A 21,221-nucleotide genomic window follows, 5' to 3' on the forward strand; every position below is an offset into this window, starting at 1 on the left:
AAGCGACAAAGAAAAGCCAGATGGATCTTATTGTTCATCTGGCTTTTTAATTATTATCTCGATACTTACTTGTCGTAGTTTATAGTGTATTTCAATGATTAATTCACTAATAAAATTTATGGTTTATAACTTTTTAAATTTCCTGCAAATGCAACCTGCCCCAGGCATTAAGAAAAACTCCTCCCCGTGATTAATCTGAACGACATAAAAAGACAAGAATGTTTACATCAATGCGTCAAATATGTTGTTTTTTAAATAGGTAGTGAGTGGTACATGAAGAAGATGCTGCAATGGCTAAGGAAGACGTGGAAATAAATGAGGTGCGAAGCGGAGCGATTTTAGCTTGAATTACGTTTGAAAAAGCTTTAACTTTAATAGGATAAACGTTATTCAGCTGAAAAAATTATGCCATGAAATTGTTTACATCATTTCTTTTAATGTTTGGTGCCATGTTGCTAAATGTTAGCTTATTGGGCCAGGTGAAATTATTTTATATGAATGGGTATGATTACCTACCTAATAGTGGAACGATTTATTCTTGTTTGAGTGATGGAACAAATCAAGAGGTTTGCTTTAATGGGGTTGACCATCTAACGGATATAGCCGTGGACTATTCGGTAAATCCCCAAAGAATATATTATATCGAAAACGGCGCTAACCGCATCAGGTCGGCCAATTTAGATGGAGGTAACATTCAGGATGTGATTACGGATATTGCAGGACTCACAAGCATTCCAGATCTTTTCGTTACAACCAGTTTAACCATTGATGCTGCGAACCGTAAGGTTTATTTTACGATTAACAGTGGCAAGGATGATCGGATATATGAGGCAGATATGGATGGAACGAACCAATCCATCGTGATGATAAAACAATATGTTAGTTTTGAATCCACCAATGAGGATTTACGTTCAATCACTTATTATGGAAACAAACTGTATTATATAAGAAGTAATAATATTAATTTCGACAATATTTACTATTGCAATACCGACGGTACTGATCACAACATTTTTGTTTGGACAATGACTCCGGGTATCAGCATGTCAAATCCCTACGACATGGCTGTAGGCAGCGGATATGTATACTGGACAGACTCGGGATCAGATGTTATTTACCGAATAAATATCGACAAAACCAGTCCGGTACAAATTGCCACAGGAGTTACTGCCCGGGATATCGCTGTCGATACCGAGGAATCAAAAATTTATTGGACAGAGAACATTACCGCAGGAAGCAGCAAAATAGTGCAAGCTAACCTGGATGGTAGCAGTAATGTTGATGTGATTACAACGGGCATCTTTACGCTGGCGGGTTTAGTCGCAAACCCGGAAGGAACAGTGTCTGTCGAAGAATTAAACACAACAATCAGAATTAAGGCACGATGTTACCCTAATCCTGTAACGTCAAATGCAATAATAGAATATACTCTCGTTAATCCTTCCGATGTAAAAGTGTCGGTATACAACATTTCAGGCAAAGAAGTTACAGTGTTGATCAACAAAAGGCAACCTGCAGGTGTGCACCTGGCACAGATGAATACGGAAAAACTGCCTTCGGGTATTTATTTTTGTAATATTGAGGTGAATGGCAACAGAAAAGTGATTAAGCTAGTGGTAAGCAGATAAACACAAATTTATCAATGCTATTTAACCCGGATTATGTATTGGAGGTTCGTCATGAGCATTGCAAGTACAATAAAACAAGGCATTACTGAAACGAGGCATAACATCGTTCTGGTCAGTTGAAGTGATGCAACGAAGTGCCTTGTTTTAAAGTAATTTCAATGTGTAATAGAATTTCTAATGCATATTGCGGGTTTAACCCACTCTGTTGCTTTAACTGGTTATAAGACAGGGGAAGCACTGTTTCGCCGATGTCGGGATGGGGGTATGATGATTATATAGCAGTTAATTCTGTCGTCACACGGTTAATGCAACTTACCCGAGATAATATTAAAGAACTCCTCCCGTGTAGCAATATTTTTTAGGAATGCACCGGTAAAATCCGATGTTGTCGTAACCGAATGTTGCTTTTGCACCCCTCTCATCTGCATACACATATGTTGCGCCTCAATAACAACAGCTACCCCTAACGGTTTTAGGGTGTTTTGGATGGCATCCTTGATTTGGGTGGTCAACCTTTCCTGAACCTGCAACCGGCGGGCAAAGGCTTCGGCCACCCGGGCTATCTTACTCAATCCGGTAATGTGGTGGCGGGGTATATAGGCTATGTGCGCTTTTCCAAAAAAAGGTAGCATATGGTGTTCGCACATGGAGTATATCTCTATATCTTTTACCACAACCATCTGCTGGTAATCCTCCTTGAACATGGCCGACTTAATAATTTCTTCAGGATCCATTTGGTAGCCCTGAGTCAAAAATTGCATGGCCTTGGCTACTCTTAAGGGGGTTTTTTCCAGACCTTCGCGGTTTACATCTTCACCCAATAATTTTAAAATCTCGCTATAATGAGAAGATAAGCTTTCTGTAGTGCCATCGTCGTAGCTTTCAACCTTGCTATATCCACCCTCTCCATTTAAAGTAAATTCCATGTGTAGTACTTTGTTATGCGCTAATTTAACCAGAAGGCAAAATTCATAAAAAAAATCAGGAATACATCTGGTTTATTCAAATTTCTTTTTCATCTTTTCGTTATAGCTGGATATCAGATATTCCCATTCTGCCTGGGTGATGTAAGGCCGCCTTGGTTTTTGCAGGTTTTTGAGTTTGGAGCGGTCAATTTGCTTAGATAGAGCCGTGTTGCTCACTCCTGCCATATGACCGGGTTGCACCTGTGTTTGGTAGGCGATATCGTTTGATCGGGCCTGTATAAAGTTCTTCTGGTTCATTTCTGCGTCCCATTTGGTAACAGGTTGTGTTTTGGCCTGATAGGTTGACATGGCCACATTGTTTTGCGCCGCCACATCGTCTGCCGTACTTAACAAAGGCATATTGCGTGCCGCCGCATTAGGGTTGATGATTTGGGGAATAATCACTACCTCCGATAATTTAATGGTATCGCGACTCAAGAAAATCCCCATTAAGTAATTCTCGTTTGCCAGAGAGTCATTTACCTGAACGTTAAGCGGTTTAAATCCTACATACGAAAAATGGACAATGTCCCCCGCTTTGGCCCAAAAAGAGAATTGACCGGATTCATTGGCCGTATATCTGATTTTTTTGTTCACGGTGTATTTGGCATAGGGAAGCGAGAACAAACTGTCACCTTCCATTATAACACCCCTAAACAACAACGAATCAAGGTTGACTTGTGCTCCGGCCAACATAGTAAATACCAAAAAAATAAAGGTCAATTTTCTTTTAGGACTCATGGCGGACAAATTTTGTTGTTCTTAAAATCAGTACATCTATCTTGTAAAACAAATAAACGGGAAAATGTTTTACTCAAGAATAGGTATAAAAGTCAATAGGTTCCTTTAAATTGATCGTTTGGTAATGCTAAAAAAACTGACGACACGTATAATATACTTTACCTATTTAAAAGGAATCATAATTATAGTTTTACTATAATATCTTGGAGGCTGCGTTTAGGTACGTGATGCACTTCTTTCATATCGCGCCAATACTTATGATCCTTGTTAAACTCCTCGATTACGACTTCTTCCTTAGGAACCCCTAATGCAATAACCTGTACAATCTTTAAGTGGGCAGGTATCTCCAGTTCTCGTTGCAATTGAAGGCGCTCAACAGATCCGATGATGCACCCGCCATATCCTTTTTCAACAGCTCCCAGTAAAATACTTTGGGATGCAATACCATTGTCGCTAAAGAAGTTGGATGATATAGCGGTGTCGTTCACCATGATAATGTACGCCGACGGGCGCTCTCCTTCTTCAGGTCCATGCCATTCCGTTAAATACCCGGCCCACGACAAATGCTTGAAAATAATGCTGTTTTTTTCATGGGTATTGGACAAAACGTATTTAAGCGGTTGGGCATTTCTGGCCGAAGGCGATAGGCGAGCTAAATCAACAAGTTCGCTAAGTATTTCTTCACTTATACTTTTGTCCTGATAAAATCGTCGGTAGCTTCGGTTTTTTAGTATTAGATCTTTTAACATATTAAGGATATTTTTGTGAATTAATCCAGATTTATTTTTCAGTATAGAGTTTAGCCTAATGTAATAATTTATTTTAAAAAAAACGCAGAACGGTTCTGAATAAACATCATGTTATCCAGAACCGTTCTTTAAGATATATAGAATCTAACTTTATGTTAGTGTTGCGTCATGTCTGAAAGGACGGCTATACTTACTTTTTCTCCTTTTGAAAAATGCAATAATAAATGTAACTAACCCGAAGTTCTATACATGACTTGACACTAGAGTCTTGCTCCAACAACGTCCCAGTCAATTAATTCCCAAAAATTGGCAATGTAATCCGGACGTTTGTTCTGGTAGTCTAGATAATAGGCATGTTCCCAGACATCGCAGGTTAATATTGGTGTTAAACCTTCAGTCATAGGGTTGCCTGCGTTACTTGTTTGAACTATTTTTAGTTCTCCGTTCGCATCTTTTACCAGCCATGCCCATCCCGAACCAAATAAGGTGGCAGCAGCCTTTCCGAAGGCAACTTTAAAAGCATCGAAACTTCCGAATGTTTTGATGATAGCTGTTGACAGGGGGCCGGAAGGTACTCCTCCTCCGTTGGGCGAAAATGAAGTAAAATAAAATGTGTGGTTCCATACCTGAGCGGCATTGTTGAAAATCCCGCCATCAGCTTTTTTGATGATAGTTTCCAGGTCGGCGTTTTCAAAAGCAGTACCGCCAATTAGATTGTTAAGGTTGTTTACGTAGGCCTGGTGGTGTTTTCCATAATGGAATTCAATGGTTTTTCTGCTAATGGTTGGCTCAAGAGCGTCTGCGCTGTAAGGTAGTGTAGGTAATTCAAATTTCATGACCGTTTGTTTTATGTAATTTGTCTTTAGTAAAAATGTGTTTTAACCCGAAAAAAGGTTTAGCAAAACACCATTAACAAATTTATAAAAACCAATATGAAATCCTAAGGATATTGTAGGAAATTGAAGAATTAAAGCTTTGCCTCTTTCTAATAGTAAAAAAATGAACGTTGGAATAATTTACGAGTATGTTTCTATACAAATCATAAAATTTTTACATTTGTTCCGAAATGAATCCTCACTATGCATAAAACCTTTGCCGTCATCGCATTCGTGGTGCTTACTTTCATTAGTGCCAATGCTCAGTACGAAGTCGCATTTAGCAATAGTTACCCTCCCTATCAATTTATGAATGAAGAAGGAGAGTTGGTTGGGTTTAATATCGATATTTTAAACGCCATTAAAGATCTTTATAAGTCAGATATTCATATTTCCGGAGGAGCATGGGAGGCTATCAATCAGGCACTTGAAAATAGCGGGACGCAGGCCGTTGGTGGTGTTAACTACCCTGGGAGTCCGGATAATGACTACATATATACGAGGTCTACGATAAATACTTCTCACAGTTTTTTATATAATACTCAATTTCATAGCAGATTCTCACTTGAACGATTCAGATCATTGAAAGAACCGCTTGTGGCTTTGTGGGAACATGACGTGTTGATTCATTACGTACGATCCATCAATCCATCGGTTAAATTTTTATTTGTAACGGATTATGAACAATTGAGTGCCGCCCTCGATAGAGCCGATGTTACTTGTGCCTTTGCACAAAGGGTAGCGGGTATTTACCAGGCCAAAATACAGGCTAAAGATTACGTAAGTGCCTTGGATCATCACATTTTGGAACGTGGCATGGGATTTAAAGTTTTAAAGACAGCTCCTGAATTAGCTGCGCTTTTGAATAATGGATTAGAGGTTATATTGGCAAACGGGGAATATCAAAAGATTTATGACAAGTGGATCACGGAATATGATCAAAGCCATAACGAATGGCAGAAATATTATAAATACACCGTGATTGCCAGTACCATCATTTTAATCCTTTTTCTGCTTTTGCTAATTGTAAACCGGATTTTAAAAGCAAGGGTCCGAAGCAGGACCAAGGACCTGCAGTATCAACTGGATCTGAATTCTCAAATAATGAAAGAGTTAAAGCGGCAAAAGATCAGAGCTGAGGAAAGTGAAAAAATGAAGACGGCATTCCTGGCGAATATGAGTCACGAAATAAGAACACCAATGAACGGTATTCTCGGATTTACCGAGCTTTTAAAAACAGAGGAATATTTGTCAGAGGAACAATTGCATTTTATTAATGTGATAGAGCAAAGTGGCAACCGGATGCTGGGGACGATCAATAATATCATCGACGTTTCAAAACTAGAATCAGGTGTTGAAGAACCGAGTTACAATGCGGTTAATATCAAAGGGATATTAATGCAGCTTCAGTCTTTTTTTACACAGGAAACAAAAGTCAAGGGAATAAAGCTAAACGTAGCAGAAAAGGGGGTGATTTCAACCAAAGGCTTTGTTACCGATGAATATAAACTTAATTCAATACTCACCAATCTAATAAAAAATGGTATTAAGTTTACCAGACAAGGATACGTTGCAGTCACATATTCGGTAAATCAGGAATGTGCCGAATTTTGGGTGGAAGATACCGGTATAGGAATAGCGTTAAGCCAACAAGCCGATATTTTTGATCAGTTTGTGCAAGCGGACACTTCCTATTCCAGAAATTTTGAAGGTTCAGGCTTGGGGTTGTCTATTACTAAAGGATACGTCAACTTGTTGGGTGGTGAAATAACCATAGAATCCGAACCTAAAAAAGGAACAACTTTTTACGTTCGTATTCCCAATCATAAGTTGTAAGGTACTCAAATATTACTGCGCGATACACGCTGTTCTGCCCTTGCGTCGTGTTTGTCGCCACATTGCGTTGCTGAGACATGACACTAGGCACAACTTACCTGACCGCTGTTTTTAAACTGTTTCACTGTCATGCCATAAACCTTCTTAAACGATTTGGACAAGTGACTGCTATCGGTAAAATTGAGTTGGAATGCTATTTCTTTCAAAGAAAGGTCCGTATGTAAAACCTTGGTCTCAACAATCCTTAGCTTCGACTTTATGATGTAATCTGCTAAGCTCACACCGGCCTGTTTTTTAAAGTACTGCGAGAAATACGATTTTGAGATACCAAATTTGTCAGCCAAAAAGGGTACCCTAAGTTTGTCGCTGTTAAAGATGTTGGTGTTGATGAACCTCAAAATTTCACCAAAACGGTTATCTGTTTCGTTAGCCTGGTCCACATATCTTTTTTCTATACTACGCGCCAGTATATTAAGGATGGATGCTACGGAGCCGGCAATTATCGAATCCGAATAATTATCGGAAGCCAGATATTCCTGATAAATGGATTTTATATTGTCAATAATGAAATTCCGTTCCCTTTCGGTAGGGATAATATCTCCGGGTACCTTATTGTAGTTTGCTGTGATGTATGCAATTTTATCGAACCACTCATTGTAATTCGTCAACCCATCATCTTTTAAAAAGAAATTATCGGTAAAACGTACAAAGTAAAATCTTGAAGGCTCATTGATTTTAAACGAGTGGCAATCTAAGGGAGGAAGTAAAAAGATATTTCCTTCTTTATATTCAAACTCATGCTGATTGATGCATTGAAAACCTGAACCTTTATCAACATATACTATTTCAAAGAAATTATGCTTATGAGGTCTTTTCTCCCATGAGGATAGTTCTTCGATATGAATTTCAAATAATTTTTTGGAGAATTCTGTAAACATGGTACTATAATTGGTTTTATTGTGCGAATATAGGTAATAGATGACAAATATGATGTTATTGTGATGTTAAGGAAGCTTAATCCTGATTTATACCAATATTAATACAATGGCCTGAAAGTTAAATACAACATTGTTATTTAAACATAAAACAGCTATAGATACAATTTTTTCCATGTAAAGTACAATACTGAAGTATCATCTTCATGTAATTTTGCTGACGCAGATAAGATATAAAGACAATTTAGGAACTAATATCAAAAAGGGGGAATATGAAGAAGTTAACTGTAAGTGATGTAATTAATATTATTCTGGCGGCAGTTGTCATCATTTTATTACTGACAAAATAAAGAAGATGAGGACAAGCAAAGGAATAATTCAAAAGGTTTATGCCACCTTGGTTATTGTGTTATTAGTGGGTGTTTTGGCAATGCAAAACGAAAAGGTTTTTGGGATTGAATTTTTTGCCGATAAAACGGAGGGAAACCAAACAGAAGGTTAAGGATATTTCTTTATCAACAACTACAAAAAAAGAAGCTATACTCTCGGTAATTCACAGTCGTAAAAGCGTAGGGAGTTATACCGATAAGCAGTTTCCAAGGAGGATTGAACTACGATTTTAAAGGCGTGTATGGGAACCCCAACAGGAATTGAACAGCCAAAGGATAAGTTCGATGCCAATAACATCCATTGGGGAAAGTGGTAACAAATAGATCGTTAGATTGTTATGTGATAGAATTTAGAGCTGATTTACATGCATCTAATACATCCAATTCAATTTCATAACTGATAGTTACAAAAAACAAAAAAAACATAAAAATATGAGAACATTATTATTACTTGCATGTGTTAGCCTTATGGCCTCATGCACAAACTCAAAAGTAGCAACGGGAAAGAAAACCGCTCAACAAAATACAAAAGCAAGCTATGAACTTGTACTGGCATCGGAAGTAAAGTGGGACCACCTGAACCCTAAACGAGGTGATTTAGCTCCAAAAGCAGGCACACTTTGGGGAGATAGAAAAGGGAATGAGCCAACCGGCTTTCTATTGAAACCAACAGATGGTTTTTCGTCACCGCCACATATTCACAATATTTCTTACCGGGGAATTGTAATTGAAGGCTTAATTCATAACGACGATCCGGGAGCTGCAAATATGTGGATGCCTGCTGGTTCTTTCTGGACACAGCCTAAGGGCGAGGTACATATTACTTCTGCAAAAGGGACTACTTCATTGGCCTATATCGAGATTGAGGAAGGACCTTATTTGGTACTTCCTGCCGATGAACATTTCGATAGTGGGGAGAGACCGGTTAACGTGGACAGGTCAAACATGGTTTGGTTAGATGCATCGGATGTTAAATGGATCGACCAACCAGAAACAGCTGCCATGTCTAATGGGCCAAAAGTTGCTTTTCTATGGGGTAAGCCGCAAGTCGATGAGTTGAATGGAACGCTTATAAAATTACCTGCCGGATTTAGCGGTAAGATAGTAAGCCATGGTTCGAGTTTTCGCTCAGTATTGATTAAAGGTGAGCCGCAATATCAGGTTGGCGGAAAAAACGACGTTAAGATACTTGAACTAGGTAGTTATTTTGCATCTACGGGAGGAGGGGTTCACCAAATTACTTCAAGCGCTACAAGTGAATGTGTATTTTATGTACGTGCGAATGGAGCGTACGAAATTATTCCTGCAAAGTAGTCAGTTTAATTTTTAAAATTGAACCACGAAGTCACTGAGCGCGCAAAGTATCATTTAGTTTTTTGGTTTTTACAGGCTTGGAGTCCTTGTGTTAACAGAAAACATCCTACTGGAAATTGAAAGTATGGGATTAAGAAAAAAAGTACAGAGCTAAAAAGCATCAGGAGATCCTGGTGCTTTTTCTTTCTTTTTGATAGAGGCACGGTTTGTTGACGGTTTTAATGCAGGTGCTAATTCAGCCTGGGTAAGCAGTTAAAAAGGTATTTGTTGTTTATCCAATAAATGTACAATTATAACCCTTTCGCATACAACGGTTGATAGTGGTAAGCAAAGTAAATTTGTATGGTAAATTAACCAGCGGAACTCAGCGAATTCATCGGTGTTAATTTGCGAGAACTTGAAAAAAATAAAAATACTGTTATGAGTAAATTAACTATTGTAGCAAGAATTTTAGCCAAACCGGAAAAACAAGAATTAGTAAAACAAGAACTGCTAAAACTTATCGATATCACCAGGGCCGAAGAGGGATGTATCAATTACGACTTGCATCGGGACAATGAAAATGAAAATTTATTCCTGTTTTTCGAAAACTGGGAAAACCGTGATTCTTTGGAAAAACATGCCAGTAATACACACTTTGTTGCCTTTCAGGAAGCAACAAAAGGTGCAATTGAAGAATTTATTGTAAACGAGATGACGCATATTGCTTAATTATGTCCGCATTTTATGGTATACATTAACAAAATAATCCAATGAAAAATATATTAATCACAGGAAGTACCGACGGTATTGGTAAGCTGGTTGCCATTAAACTGGCAAGTGAAGGTCATTCGGTTTATGTGCATGGCAGAAACGAAGGCAAAGTCGAAAAAACAGTTGCAGAAATAAAATTTTCGACTAAAAACGAAAATGTAGATGGTTTTGTGGCTGACCTGTCTGAATTAGATGCCGTGAAAAGGATGGCGGAAGAAGTGAATGCAAAATTATCACATATTGATATTTTAATTAACAATGCAGGTATTTTCAAAACTGCTGAAATATTAAGTAAAGACGGATTGGATCTGAGGTTTGTGGTTAACTATGTTGCTCCTTATATGCTAACCAAAGAATTACTGCCGTTGCTCGAAAAAGGAACTGATGCACGTATCATTAACTTAAGTTCTGCAGCACAGTCGGATATTTCCTATGCCGCTATGATTGGTAAGCAGCGTGTCTCGTTAAACGCTTCGTATGCCATGAGCAAACTGGCACTGACCATGTGGAGTTTTCGTTTGGCCAAAGAATTGGAAAAGGTCGCGGTAATTGCAGTGAACCCCGGTTCGTTACTGAATACAAAAATGGCTAACGAAGCTTACGGTCAACATTGGTCGCCTGCCGAAAAAGGTGCAGATATTCAATACGACTTGGCAGTTGATGAGGCCCATAAGGGTGTAACAGGGAAATATTTTGATAATGACAGGGGAGGGTATGCCAATGCACACCAAGATGCCTACAACGAGGATGCCATCAATCAATTGATAGATTTTACAAACAAACTTTTGAGAAACTAGAGCGCAAAGAAATTCGGATAGGATTGAAAAGATTAATATGATTGAATGTTTAACGTAAAGATAACTTGTAAATCCTGTTAATCCTGTCCAAAAATAAATTAAAATGAATTATACAGGACCAGTATATAGACCTCCTTACGAGGCGAACACACTATTGCTACAAGTAACCGTAGGATGTGCGCATAATCAATGTACGTTTTGTACCATGTACCGCGATGTGAACTTCTCGGTAGATAAAATAGATCAGGTAGAGAGGGACCTGAAAGAAGCCAAGCAGTTATACCCAAACGTAAAGCGGGTGTTTTTGGTTAACGGAGATGCCTTTGTGCTTTCAGCGAGGCGTTTAAAAGTGATTGCCGAAAAAATACATGATTACCTGCCTCAGGTTGAGGTAATAACAATGTACGCTTCCATCAATAATATTATGGGTAAAACAGATGAAGAGCTGGCTGAGTTGGCCAAATTGGGTATTGGTGACCTATGGATCGGGGTAGAAACCGGGCATGCCGAAGCACTCAAATATCTTAACAAAGGTGCTACGCTTGAGGATGCGGAAATTCAGCTGGAGCGTTTGAATAAGGTGGGGATGACCTTCTTTTATGGCTTTATGTTTGGTGCTGCCGGCAAAGGAAAAGGTATTGAAAACGCTCAAGCCAATGCAAGACTGATCAATAAGGTAAAACCTGTAGGAATTGTTCCAACTACATTAAGCCCCAACGATGGAACCATACTGGCTAAAGATATAGCCGATGGAAAGTTTGAATTGGCTACCGAACGAGAAGTGCTCGAAGAGCAAATTAAAACATTAGAGTTGGTGGATGTGCCAACCTACTACATGGGGATACATATCATAAACACCGTGAGCTTCGATGCAAAACTGCCCGGTGACAAACAGGGAGCCATTGACAGGATTAAAAATGCCATTTCCGATATGGAAGAGGCCCTTTTGGAAAGTGTGCCCGAGCGTCATTCAATTTAATAAGAGGGAACGGGAAAGCATTGGAGTAATCTTAAATGGCTTTAATTACACATTGTGTTTACAACAAGAAATTGATTAATAACCAGAAAAACATAAAGAATGGATGCAATTGAAATGATTAAAGAGCGCCGTAGCGTTCGTAAATTCAAGGATGAAAAGGTAGGTCATGAAACCATGAAAGAGATTGTTGAGCTGGCCAGATGGGCTCCTTCCTGGGGAAACTTTCAGGTAGCAAGATATACCTTGGTGGATAACAGAACGGTAATCGAAAAACTGGCAGCGGATGGGGTTGATGGTTTTGTTTATAACGTGAACACGTTAAAAGAAGCCAAAGGGGTTGCCGTATTGAGTTTTGTAAAAGGTAAAAGTGGCAAACTCGATAAAGACGAGTATGTTACCTCTAAAGCCAATGTATGGGAAGTGTTTGATGCGGGTATTGCTTGTCAAACATTCTGTTTAGCAGCTCACGCAAAAGGTGTGGGTACTTGTGTTATGGGAGTGATTAATGATGAGAAAATATCAGGAATTGTTGGGCTGCCCGAAGAAGAAACTGTGGCCGCACTTATTGTTTACGGTTACGAAGAAGGTGAACACCCAAAGCCTACTCCTCGTAAATCAGTTGAGGAAATTATGCGCTTTGTGTAAACGGAATATGGTTTGTTGGGGGGAAGCGACATCCCGTGGCCAAAGGTATAATCGCAAGGGCTCTTCCCTCAGCTGTGAGCTCAGGGAAGCACTCTGCCTAAGTTGGAGGGATGAGGGTAAATATTCACATAGTAATATCGCTACGCCTTTTTGCGTGTCGCTGAAGCTGTAGTGGACTGCCGTCGGCTATGGCCTTTGGCATCGGACGAGGAGCAATGCCTAGGCGTTCATCTTCTATTATTTAAAATCTCTTATCTTTGCAGCCAATAAAAAAATAGGATCATGGAGATAGATATGATATGTTATTGCCGCAATGTAAGCAGGGCAACGGTTCAAGCGGCCATTGAAAAAGGCGCCAAGTCGTTGGAAGATATTCGTTGGAGTACCGATGCCTGTAAGGATAACCAATGCGAAAAAATGCACCCCAAGGGCATTTGTTGCGAAGAAGAAGTGAAGCAAATGATTATTGACCATCATGGTCATATCGAGGGACCTAAGTGTACTTGTGGCTGCTCTTAAGGATGAAGTTACCACTCGCAATACCAATTGTTAATAAATAATGTCCCAAACAACATTCCTGAACCCGGAAATTTCGGTGGATTTTGGGAATGAAAGGAAGAAGTGAAATTGGCATCTGTTAGGAGGTCATAACAATAAGTGTTGTGATTTACAATGTGAGATCGTAAATGTAGATTAATATCTCAGTAAGTGCATCAGTGGGCTATTTGCTCGCTGGTCAACTGTTGGATTATTATCTGTTACTTATCAATAAATATTAACTATAGTATTTGTAGTTTTCGCTTAAACGGTGTTTAAAATCAAACATTAAACATTTGGTATTGCCATCAACTCTGTAGTTTCTTTTGCAGTAACTTCAACTCCTATAATTTTAAATAATACCATATTGTTCATTGACAAATGACTGATTGACCAATGACTAACAACAAACACCTCAGGAATATTCTGGAATTGAATATAGCCATTGTTTTTATGAGCACTTCTGGTGCTTTGGCCAGGTATATTGAATTGCCCGTTCCTGTAATGATAGCATCCAGGGCTTTATTAGGAGGTGTTTTTATATACCTGTTTTGCAGATGGAAAAAGTTCGATTTAAAAATTCGGAAACAGGATAGAGGGGTACTTGTATTAAGCGGTGTGCTGATGGGCTTACATTGGGTCACCTATTTTTACTCGCTGGTGTTATCGAGCGTTGCGATGGGTATGATATCGCTGTTTACCTTTCCGGTAATCACCTCGCTATTGGAACCGCTTATTTTAAAAAAGAGATTTCAAAATGCGCAGATCCTGTTAGGGTTGATGACCTTGGTGGGTGTCTATTTCCTGGTACCTGAGTTCGACTTAAAGAACGATTATTTTAAAGCCTTATGTGTAGGTGTTCTTTCTGCAGTATTTTATTCACTTAGAAATATTATTACCAAATCAAAAGTTCAATCTTATAATGGATCGGTAGTGATGATGTATCAACTGATAGTTATTGCAGTTGTGTTTTCTCCCGTATTTTTAATTTGCAAAGATTTTAACCTTGCAGACCAATTGCCTGGCATATTATTGCTTTCGTTATTGACCACAGCCATTGGGCATACACTGTTTTTGTACAGCCTAAAAAACTTTTCGGTTACTTCAATTAGTTTAATGAGTAGTTCCCAGCTATTATACGGGGTGTTGATAGGTATCATATTTTTAAGTGAATATCCAAGGTCGAGCTCCATAATAGGGGGGATTATTATATTTGCCACTGTAGTACTGGAAAGCTTGAGGACCTATAAAAAACAACCATCCAATTAAACACAGCGCTATGATTCAAGATATTCACCCACATCAGTTTGACAATAGATTTGTGGCTAAGATGGAATTCAATGAGAACGATTATGTTTTCTGTTTTAAGGGGAATGCTTTAATGATGAAGCAAAGCGGAGAGTCGCTTGAAATTCCTACAAAAAAGGATATGAACGGATGTGCTTCCGATGGGGTTTTTCTTTTTACTTTTAAAAATACGCCTTGTTTTTTGGTGCGGGATTGCACAGCACAGCATGAAGAACGGTTTGTATTTCACGACATTCACTTTCGAAATCCCTTTTCGGAAAAGGAGCTCGATTGGGTTGCCAGCGTTGCATTGCAGTTAAAAAACTGGTACGACCAGCATAAATATTGCGGTCAATGCGGAACTTTGACAGAACCAAGATTAGACGAGAGAGCCGTTGTGTGTCCTTCGTGTCAAAATACTAAATACCCTACTATTTCTCCGGCCATTATTGTGGCGATTATTTGTAACGATAAAATTTTGTTGGCCAGAGGAGCACATTTTCCCGAAGGGTTTTATTCGTTGGTGGCCGGATATGTAGATGTGGGTGAATCCATCGAGGATGCTGTTGTCCGTGAGGTGCAGGAAGAGGTGGGGGTGGAAATAAAAAATATACGCTATTACAAAAGCCAGCCCTGGCCGTTTTCCGGGTCTGTGATGATCGGTTTTGTTGCGGAAGCAGCGGAAGAACAGACTATCCGGGTGGATAATAGAGAAATTTTAGAAGCCGATTGGTATGATCGAAATGATCTTCCCAACTATCCCTCCAATCGAAGTATTGCCGGCGAAATCATCGATAAGTTTAATATCGGAGAATTGTAATACGCTTCCCATTAGTGTATAACGTGTTTTATTTCCCTTGACTTACTTCCTTGTAAATAGTAATTTTGCTATAAATAGATTTGTATCTGTTTAACCCGCAATATGCATTAGAAAATCTATTACACATTGAAATTGTTTCAAAACAAGACACACCGCTGCTTCACTTCAACTCACCATAACGATGCTATGCCTCGTTTCAGTAAAGCCTTGTTTTATTGCACTTTCAATGTTCACGACGAAGTTCTAATGCATAATCCGGGTTTAAGTATGTCTTCGTCAGGCAAATGGTACTGACAAGGCGAAGCAGTGTAAATGCCATGTGATGTAACCATCCGATAACAAAAGTCTAATTTCAGAAACCGGGTAAAAGTTGATGATAAAACGTGATTGGTGGAAGAACTGTGATATTGGGCAAAAAAGCGATTCCGAGATTGTAAATATTGATCGTTTGGAGGACCAGATTGCCCCGTTGGCTGAGAATGTATTGAAAACCCGAGAACTGATTAGCTGTTTGGAAATGTGCCACCACAAGGCAGAAAGATGGGTCCACAACATACTTGAAGCAATAGGGACAGGACAGGCAAATAAAGGATTAGGCACACGGACCCCAGGCCAAATTCATCCAAAAGAAACACTGTCGAAGCGAGTTTCTGGTGCCTTATCGGCATGGGGTGCCGGATGTCCCATTTCATCGATCGATTGGTCCACTGATTCTATACAGGCATCTGTGATTCATACTTGTTTGGAAAAACGTACCCCTTTAAAAGAATGGCAGGTCCAGCGTGTCATCGAAAAAATACGCAGTTGGACCGGCTGGACAGGGTCAGAACAAGATCCAAGTACCCAATATGCATGGTTGGTGGTTGGCCAGAACAACTGTCCGGAATACTATAGGGAACATGAAGATTTTTGGCGACACACCATTGAAACCATGCCTTTTGACGACCTAAAAGGATTAGATGGAGGAAGTTTCTCATTGGGTTTAGCTATCTACCTTCTTTGGACTTGCCACTGGAAGTTTGTAGAAAACCTGCAGATTATACTTGAGGTTATAGGTGGAAACCTTAAGCCCCAAAGGCCTTTTGCAGCTTGTGCATGGAATATATCCTTATCGCCACTTCGACCTCGTATGGAAGTTGTCTGTAACAGTCTGAAGATTTTTTGTGGCGAACAAGGGTCTGACAAAAAAATAGACACAGATGTGTTGTCAATACTGGGTGAACCAACGTATGAAAAGAAATGGTTGGCTTCCGTAGAAAAAACAATACGGCTTCAATTGAAACTATCATACGATTAAAGAAAATAACAAATACTGCAAGCAATACCATGTCGTTCATTAAAAAACTGCCCATACATGGTTGGATTGGATTCGCATTAATCGCAACCTTCTGGAGCCTGAATTGGTTCCTTTCTGGTCTGCGCGCGCACTTGATGTTTTTTCCATTGTGGTTTGGCTATTGCCTAGCAGTCGACGGCCTTACTGTTGTCCGAAGGGGAAACTCCATTTTTACGCGGGACCGTTTGTTGTTTTGGGAAATGTTTTTGATCTCCATACCCGTTTGGTGGTTGTTTGAGTTACTTAATATTCGCGCCCAGAACTGGTTTTACGATGGACGTCAGTTTTTTACTGATTTACAATATGCTATTCTGGCCTCATTAAGTTTTTCAACAGTTATACCTGCCGTTTTTTGCACGGCCAACCTGATTACCACTTTTAAATGGCATTCAAAAATCAAGACCGGATTTCGGATTATTCCGACCCCTAAAAAGATGCTTAGCATTTTTATGCTGGGCTGGCTCATGTTAGCCTTATTACTCATCTTTCCAAGATACTTTTTCCCGCTTATGTGGTTGTCGGTTTATTTTATTATTGAGCCGGTCAATGTTTGGTTAAAGCATAAATCATTGTTCGACCATCTTGCCCGGGGCGACTGGCGGCCGTTGATTGCATTATCCGTTGGATGCCTGACTTGTGGCTTGTTTTGGGAAATGTGGAATTTTTATTCCTATCCCAAATGGCTCTATAAAATACCGTTTGTCGATTTTTTACATATTTTTGAAATGCCATTGTTAGGGTATCTGGGGTATTTATCTTTCCCATTGGAACTGTACGCGTTTTATAATTTGGTAACCGGATTTCTGAAAAGAAAAGAAAGCTGGAGTTTGTAAACATAATTCCCGGAGACTTATACTTCATGGAACTTCACGAAGTAAGATACTGTCACTAACAATTTAATGTCCTGTCATTAAACAGACCCGACCATATTACCATAACTATTTATAAATCATCCGGTGACAAATATTAGCTACATGGGTAAACGAAAATCTATCTGTCGGCACCTATGACTTTTTATTTTATAACCAAAACATAGTATCCGGAACTTATTTATACAAACTTACAACCGGTTCCGGGTACACTCAGATCAGAGAAATGCAGATAAAATGAAAAAAATTATTTTTGGAACATTACTTTCTTTTTCCATTTTATTGGGATGTAACAGAGACGTTGCTTTTGTTAAGCATGATGTTGCGATATCCGGTGATACTGAACGAATCGCGTATAACGTATATGGAACCGGGGAAACTGCGTTGATTTTTGTTCACGGTTGGAGCTGTGATAGTCGATACTGGAAGAATCAGACATCTGTGTTCTCAAAAGATTATAAAGTGATTGCAATCGACCTTGCTGGACATGGTAATTCTTCAACAAATCGAGTTGACTGTACCATGTTGTCATTCGCTAAGGATATTAAAGCAGTAATCGATAGGGAGAAAATAAATAGAGCTATTTTGATCGGTCACTCAATGGGTGGAAGTGTGGTAGCAAAAGCCGCGCAACTGATACCCCAAAAAGTAATTTCTATTATTGGTATTGACACCTTTCAAAACGTTGCTGAGCAATTACCTCAACATGCTTTTGATGAAATGGTAAAGCCTTTTGAAGATAATTTTGTGACTGCTGCACAAAGTTTTGTCCTGGCCATGTTTCCTCAGGAAACTGACAAAGAATTAGTTCGTTGGATTAAAGAAGACATGTCTTCTGCCCCTAAAAGCATTGCCTTAAGTGCTTTTCGCAATTATATAGAGCAATATGTAAACAGCGAAGCCATTCAGGTTTTTGAAAGTATAACGATTCCTGTCGTATCGATTAACGCTCGGCTATGGCCAACGAATACACAGGAAAATAAACGACATATCAAAAACTATAAGCTTTTTTACATAGAAGAAACCGGACATTTTCCAATGATGGAAAAACCCGAAGAATTCAATAAGCTTTTAACAGAAGCGCTTCAATATATCAGGCTAGAACTATTACAAGAATAAACAGATGAAACTGGCATGGCCAGGGCAAATAATTGGGCACACAGGAGCATGATTGAAATTTGCACTGGTTATCAGAGTTTTGCTAATCTTTAAACATATGAAAGCAATGGTGTTAAAGAAGCTTTGCAGGCTTCGAGAGAATCCGACCCCGCTGGAGTTGACCGAGCTGCCTGATCCTGTACCTGCAAAGAACGAGATTCTGGTAAAAGTATCGGCTTGCGGTGTTTGCCATACCGAATTGGACGAGATTGAGGGACGCACACCACCGCCTCATTTGCCTATTGTTCTTGGTCATCAGGTGGTAGGGCGGGTCGAAGCTGTCGGTAGTAACACCAAAATCTTCAAAATCGGTGACCGGGTGGGCATCGCATGGATTTATGCTGCTTGCGGAACCTGCAAGTTCTGCCTGTCAGGCAATGAGAATTTGTGCGAACACTTTAGGGCAACAGGCAGGGATGTTAATGGTGGCTATGCCGGGTATATGACTGTCCGGGAAGGCTTTGCCCATCACCTTCCCGATAGTTTTGAGGATTGTGAGGCCGCCCCATTGTTGTGTGCCGGAGCCATTGGTTACCGCTCTTTGAGATTGACGGGGATCAGGAATGGGCAAAATCTGGGCCTGACCGGATTTGGGGCTTCCGCTCACCTTGTCTTGAAAATGGTAAGGCATCGATATCCGGATGTAAAAGTCTTTGTTTTTACAAGGAGCGAAAAGGAGAGGGAATTTGCCAAAGAGCTTGGCGCAGTCTGGGCAGGCCAAGCTATGGAGGAATCTCCGGAAAAACTGGATTGCATTATTGACACCACACCGGCTTGGAAACCAGTGGTTGAAGCATTGAAAAATCTGAAACCCGGCGGAAGGTTGGTCATTAACGCGATCCGTAAGGAAAAAGCAGACATAGATTATCTTTTAAAGTTAGACTACCCTACACACCTTTGGCTCGAGAAGGAAATTAAGAGCGTAGCCAACGTCAGCCGAAAAGATGTAAGCGAGTTTCTGGCACTTGCGGCGGAAATGCATATCAAACCCGAGGTTCAGGAATTTGCGTTAGAAGATGCCAACAAAGCATTGGTTGAACTCAAAACCAGAAAGATCCGTGGAGCAAAAGTGTTGAGAATGGATTGAATCCACTTTGTCGGCCATTGACAGGAAGAAGTGCAAAGAATGTTGTTCAACCCGGATTAGAGGTGCGTAATGAGCATTTATATTACCATAAAACAAGGCATTGCTAAAACGAGGCATTACTTGTCCCGATTACTTTCGGGAGCATTGCTACAGTGAGTTGAGGCAACTCAGTGAAACGCCTTGTTTTGAGGTAGTTTAATTGCATAACACGAGTATAAATGCATATTGCGGGTTAAAGCCAACCAGGTTTTCGAGTTAATTAAAATTGCGGGCATCCTAAACTCACAAAAGACTTAAATAGCTATCTGGATGTTCAAAGGGAGAAATGTACTATTCTGGATCGGGGGCTTGAAGGCATGATTGGGGAATTAAAAAAATCGTCATGAAAATATTCTCAGAAATAAAAATGAATCTTGGCAAACTGGCAATAATTAGTATTCTATACACTGTGTTCAGCAGTTTCATCGTATTGTATGAAAATGCCATTCTAACGTCGCCTTATAGTATGGGTGCGAGCCAGCTATATAAGGCAAATACACAATTATTAATAAATATTTTGATTGGACTATTTGCTGGTATATTTGGCGGTTCATTATTGATATTTGTTAATAGTAAATATTTCAGGAGAAAGTCGTTTAAGCATACAATGTTAACCACGGCAGTGGGGTATATTTTAATTTTTGTGATCATCACTTTGGGTATAACTGCCGTAATTTCCTGGAATATATCTTCAAACCATAGGGAATATTTTGAAACCTTAAAGCGTAGCTTAGAATTTATTGTTACACCTAACCTATTTATTTATTTTATCATGTGGGGAACAATCACCCTTTTTACACTCTTTATGTTGCAGGTGAATGACAAATTTGGCCCAGGCATATTACTGAAATTTATAAGGGGCAAATACCACCACCCCAAAAAAGAACAAAGAATTTTTCTGTTCTCAGATATGCGATCATCTACCACAATAGCTGAAAAATTGGGAAATGAAAAATATTTTAATTTGTTGAACGATGTTTACTCTGATATAACAGAGGCAATACTAGTAAACAAAGGTGAAATCTATCAATATGTAGGCGACGAAATAGTAATTACCTGGCCATTGATAAGGGGTGTTCAGGATGGCAATTGTATTAATTGCTTCCTGGAAATCCAACAAAAACTTATTGATATGGGATCAATTTACATGGACAAATATGGGCTGATACCAGAAATGAAAGCAGGGATTCACCATGGTCAGGTGATGGCCGGTGAGATAGGGATGGTAAAAAAGGAGATTATCTATTCCGGTGATGTTTTAAATACCACCGCACGTATTCAGGAATCATGTAATAAATACAATGTGGATATGCTGATCTCTAAGGAAACTTTTGATTTGATTCAAAATCCCGAAATCTATGAGTTGAAAACTTTAGGCAGTATTGAATTAAGGGGAAAAGAAAGGAAAGTGGATCTGAATACGATTAAAATGACATGATCTCCTACGAGACCACACTTCCATAAAATAAAACTGAAATTTTC

At 39.4% G+C, this 21,221-nt stretch carries 21 protein-coding genes; 16 read left to right on the forward strand and 5 right to left on the reverse strand.

Annotation, left to right across the window (positions count from 1 at the left end; all coding sequences use genetic code 11):
* The first annotated feature begins 410 nt into the window (after positions 1-410).
* Entirely contained in the window at positions 411-1,628 is a 1,218-nt protein-coding gene (locus ACT29I_RS15225) for a T9SS type A sorting domain-containing protein (RefSeq protein WP_444793868.1), read from the forward strand.
* Positions 1,629-1,930: 302 nt separating this feature from the next.
* On the opposite strand, the gene folE is transcribed toward ACT29I_RS15225, so the two are convergent.
* The 4 genes from folE to ACT29I_RS15245 form a co-directional block, all read right to left on the reverse strand.
* The gene (folE, locus tag ACT29I_RS15230; protein ID WP_430933772.1) at positions 1,931-2,554 is read right to left on the reverse strand and encodes a GTP cyclohydrolase I FolE; all 624 of its coding nucleotides are present in this window, start codon (positions 2,552-2,554) and stop codon (positions 1,931-1,933) included.
* A 72-nt stretch (positions 2,555-2,626) separates the two neighbouring features.
* A complete protein-coding gene (locus tag ACT29I_RS15235; protein ID WP_430933773.1) occupies positions 2,627-3,334 on the reverse strand; it encodes a hypothetical protein in 708 nt (235 codons plus the stop codon).
* A gap of 182 nt (positions 3,335-3,516) precedes the next feature.
* Complete coding sequence (locus ACT29I_RS15240; protein WP_444793869.1) at positions 3,517-4,083, reverse strand: nitroreductase family protein; 567 nt, start codon at positions 4,081-4,083, stop codon at positions 3,517-3,519.
* A gap of 260 nt (positions 4,084-4,343) precedes the next feature.
* Entirely contained in the window at positions 4,344-4,919 is a 576-nt protein-coding gene (locus ACT29I_RS15245; RefSeq protein WP_430933775.1) for a superoxide dismutase, read from the reverse strand.
* Positions 4,920-5,162: 243 nt separating this feature from the next.
* Between ACT29I_RS15245 and ACT29I_RS15250 the strand changes: the two genes are divergently transcribed.
* A complete protein-coding gene (locus ACT29I_RS15250) occupies positions 5,163-6,794 on the forward strand; it encodes an ATP-binding protein (RefSeq protein ID WP_444793870.1) in 1,632 nt (543 codons plus the stop codon).
* 83 nt (positions 6,795-6,877) lie between these two features.
* Here ACT29I_RS15250 and ACT29I_RS15255 read toward each other — a convergent pair whose 3' ends face one another.
* Entirely contained in the window at positions 6,878-7,732 is an 855-nt protein-coding gene (locus ACT29I_RS15255; protein ID WP_444793871.1) for an AraC family transcriptional regulator, read from the reverse strand.
* Positions 7,733-8,084: 352 nt separating this feature from the next.
* Here ACT29I_RS15255 and ACT29I_RS15260 point away from each other — a divergent pair, with 352 nt between their 5' ends.
* From ACT29I_RS15260 to ACT29I_RS15325, 14 genes are all read left to right on the forward strand, one after another.
* On the forward strand, positions 8,085-8,231 hold the full coding sequence (locus tag ACT29I_RS15260) for a hypothetical protein (RefSeq protein WP_444793872.1): 147 nt from the start codon (positions 8,085-8,087) through the stop codon (positions 8,229-8,231).
* A gap of 319 nt (positions 8,232-8,550) precedes the next feature.
* Entirely contained in the window at positions 8,551-9,432 is an 882-nt protein-coding gene (locus tag ACT29I_RS15265; protein ID WP_444793873.1) for a DUF4437 domain-containing protein, read from the forward strand.
* Positions 9,433-9,852: 420 nt separating this feature from the next.
* Positions 9,853-10,143: a putative quinol monooxygenase gene (locus ACT29I_RS15270; protein ID WP_444793874.1), complete on the forward strand. Its 291-nt coding sequence runs from the start codon at positions 9,853-9,855 to the stop codon at positions 10,141-10,143.
* Positions 10,144-10,184: 41 nt separating this feature from the next.
* Entirely contained in the window at positions 10,185-10,982 is a 798-nt protein-coding gene (locus tag ACT29I_RS15275; protein ID WP_444793875.1) for an SDR family NAD(P)-dependent oxidoreductase, read from the forward strand.
* Between the two features lie 103 nt (positions 10,983-11,085).
* Positions 11,086-11,961, forward strand: coding sequence for a radical SAM protein (locus ACT29I_RS15280; RefSeq protein WP_444793876.1), 876 nt, complete (start codon positions 11,086-11,088; stop codon positions 11,959-11,961).
* Positions 11,962-12,060: 99 nt separating this feature from the next.
* Positions 12,061-12,606 (forward strand): nitroreductase family protein, encoded by a 546-nt coding sequence (locus tag ACT29I_RS15285; RefSeq protein WP_430933784.1) that lies wholly within the window; start codon positions 12,061-12,063, stop codon positions 12,604-12,606.
* A 282-nt stretch (positions 12,607-12,888) separates the two neighbouring features.
* Complete coding sequence (locus tag ACT29I_RS15290) at positions 12,889-13,125, forward strand: (2Fe-2S)-binding protein (protein WP_430933785.1); 237 nt, start codon at positions 12,889-12,891, stop codon at positions 13,123-13,125.
* A 414-nt stretch (positions 13,126-13,539) separates the two neighbouring features.
* Positions 13,540-14,412 (forward strand): DMT family transporter, encoded by an 873-nt coding sequence (locus tag ACT29I_RS15295; protein ID WP_444793877.1) that lies wholly within the window; start codon positions 13,540-13,542, stop codon positions 14,410-14,412.
* 10 nt (positions 14,413-14,422) lie between these two features.
* Entirely contained in the window at positions 14,423-15,250 is an 828-nt protein-coding gene (gene nudC, locus ACT29I_RS15300; RefSeq protein ID WP_444793878.1) for an NAD(+) diphosphatase, read from the forward strand.
* A gap of 373 nt (positions 15,251-15,623) precedes the next feature.
* A complete protein-coding gene (locus ACT29I_RS15305) occupies positions 15,624-16,547 on the forward strand; it encodes a hypothetical protein (RefSeq protein WP_444793879.1) in 924 nt (307 codons plus the stop codon).
* A 29-nt stretch (positions 16,548-16,576) separates the two neighbouring features.
* A complete protein-coding gene (locus ACT29I_RS15310) occupies positions 16,577-17,419 on the forward strand; it encodes a hypothetical protein (protein ID WP_430933789.1) in 843 nt (280 codons plus the stop codon).
* Between the two features lie 273 nt (positions 17,420-17,692).
* Complete coding sequence (locus ACT29I_RS15315) at positions 17,693-18,574, forward strand: alpha/beta fold hydrolase (protein WP_430933790.1); 882 nt, start codon at positions 17,693-17,695, stop codon at positions 18,572-18,574.
* Positions 18,575-18,671: 97 nt separating this feature from the next.
* Positions 18,672-19,700: a zinc-dependent alcohol dehydrogenase family protein gene (locus tag ACT29I_RS15320; protein WP_430933791.1), complete on the forward strand. Its 1,029-nt coding sequence runs from the start codon at positions 18,672-18,674 to the stop codon at positions 19,698-19,700.
* A 382-nt stretch (positions 19,701-20,082) separates the two neighbouring features.
* Complete coding sequence (locus ACT29I_RS15325) at positions 20,083-21,177, forward strand: adenylate/guanylate cyclase domain-containing protein (RefSeq protein WP_430933792.1); 1,095 nt, start codon at positions 20,083-20,085, stop codon at positions 21,175-21,177.
* The last annotated feature ends 44 nt before the right edge of the window (positions 21,178-21,221 follow it).

Source organism: Saccharicrinis sp. GN24d3, from assembly GCF_052400645.1.
GTDB lineage: Bacteria > Bacteroidota > Bacteroidia > Bacteroidales > Marinilabiliaceae > Saccharicrinis.

Coding starts and splice junctions, on each gene's coding strand:
- ACT29I_RS15225 (WP_444793868.1), top strand. CDS start 411: ATGAAATTGTTTACATCATTTCTTTTAATGTTTGGTGCCATGTTGCTA.
- folE (WP_430933772.1), bottom strand. CDS start 2,554: ATGGAATTTACTTTAAATGGAGAGGGTGGATATAGCAAGGTTGAAAGC.
- ACT29I_RS15235 (WP_430933773.1), bottom strand. CDS start 3,334: ATGAGTCCTAAAAGAAAATTGACCTTTATTTTTTTGGTATTTACTATG.
- ACT29I_RS15240 (WP_444793869.1), bottom strand. CDS start 4,083: ATGTTAAAAGATCTAATACTAAAAAACCGAAGCTACCGACGATTTTAT.
- ACT29I_RS15245 (WP_430933775.1), bottom strand. CDS start 4,919: ATGAAATTTGAATTACCTACACTACCTTACAGCGCAGACGCTCTTGAG.
- ACT29I_RS15250 (WP_444793870.1), top strand. CDS start 5,163: ATGCATAAAACCTTTGCCGTCATCGCATTCGTGGTGCTTACTTTCATT.
- ACT29I_RS15255 (WP_444793871.1), bottom strand. CDS start 7,732: ATGTTTACAGAATTCTCCAAAAAATTATTTGAAATTCATATCGAAGAA.
- ACT29I_RS15260 (WP_444793872.1), top strand. CDS start 8,085: ATGAGGACAAGCAAAGGAATAATTCAAAAGGTTTATGCCACCTTGGTT.
- ACT29I_RS15265 (WP_444793873.1), top strand. CDS start 8,551: ATGAGAACATTATTATTACTTGCATGTGTTAGCCTTATGGCCTCATGC.
- ACT29I_RS15270 (WP_444793874.1), top strand. CDS start 9,853: ATGAGTAAATTAACTATTGTAGCAAGAATTTTAGCCAAACCGGAAAAA.
- ACT29I_RS15275 (WP_444793875.1), top strand. CDS start 10,185: ATGAAAAATATATTAATCACAGGAAGTACCGACGGTATTGGTAAGCTG.
- ACT29I_RS15280 (WP_444793876.1), top strand. CDS start 11,086: ATGAATTATACAGGACCAGTATATAGACCTCCTTACGAGGCGAACACA.
- ACT29I_RS15285 (WP_430933784.1), top strand. CDS start 12,061: ATGGATGCAATTGAAATGATTAAAGAGCGCCGTAGCGTTCGTAAATTC.
- ACT29I_RS15290 (WP_430933785.1), top strand. CDS start 12,889: ATGGAGATAGATATGATATGTTATTGCCGCAATGTAAGCAGGGCAACG.
- ACT29I_RS15295 (WP_444793877.1), top strand. CDS start 13,540: ATGACTAACAACAAACACCTCAGGAATATTCTGGAATTGAATATAGCC.
- nudC (WP_444793878.1), top strand. CDS start 14,423: ATGATTCAAGATATTCACCCACATCAGTTTGACAATAGATTTGTGGCT.
- ACT29I_RS15305 (WP_444793879.1), top strand. CDS start 15,624: ATGATAAAACGTGATTGGTGGAAGAACTGTGATATTGGGCAAAAAAGC.
- ACT29I_RS15310 (WP_430933789.1), top strand. CDS start 16,577: ATGTCGTTCATTAAAAAACTGCCCATACATGGTTGGATTGGATTCGCA.
- ACT29I_RS15315 (WP_430933790.1), top strand. CDS start 17,693: ATGAAAAAAATTATTTTTGGAACATTACTTTCTTTTTCCATTTTATTG.
- ACT29I_RS15320 (WP_430933791.1), top strand. CDS start 18,672: ATGAAAGCAATGGTGTTAAAGAAGCTTTGCAGGCTTCGAGAGAATCCG.
- ACT29I_RS15325 (WP_430933792.1), top strand. CDS start 20,083: ATGAAAATATTCTCAGAAATAAAAATGAATCTTGGCAAACTGGCAATA.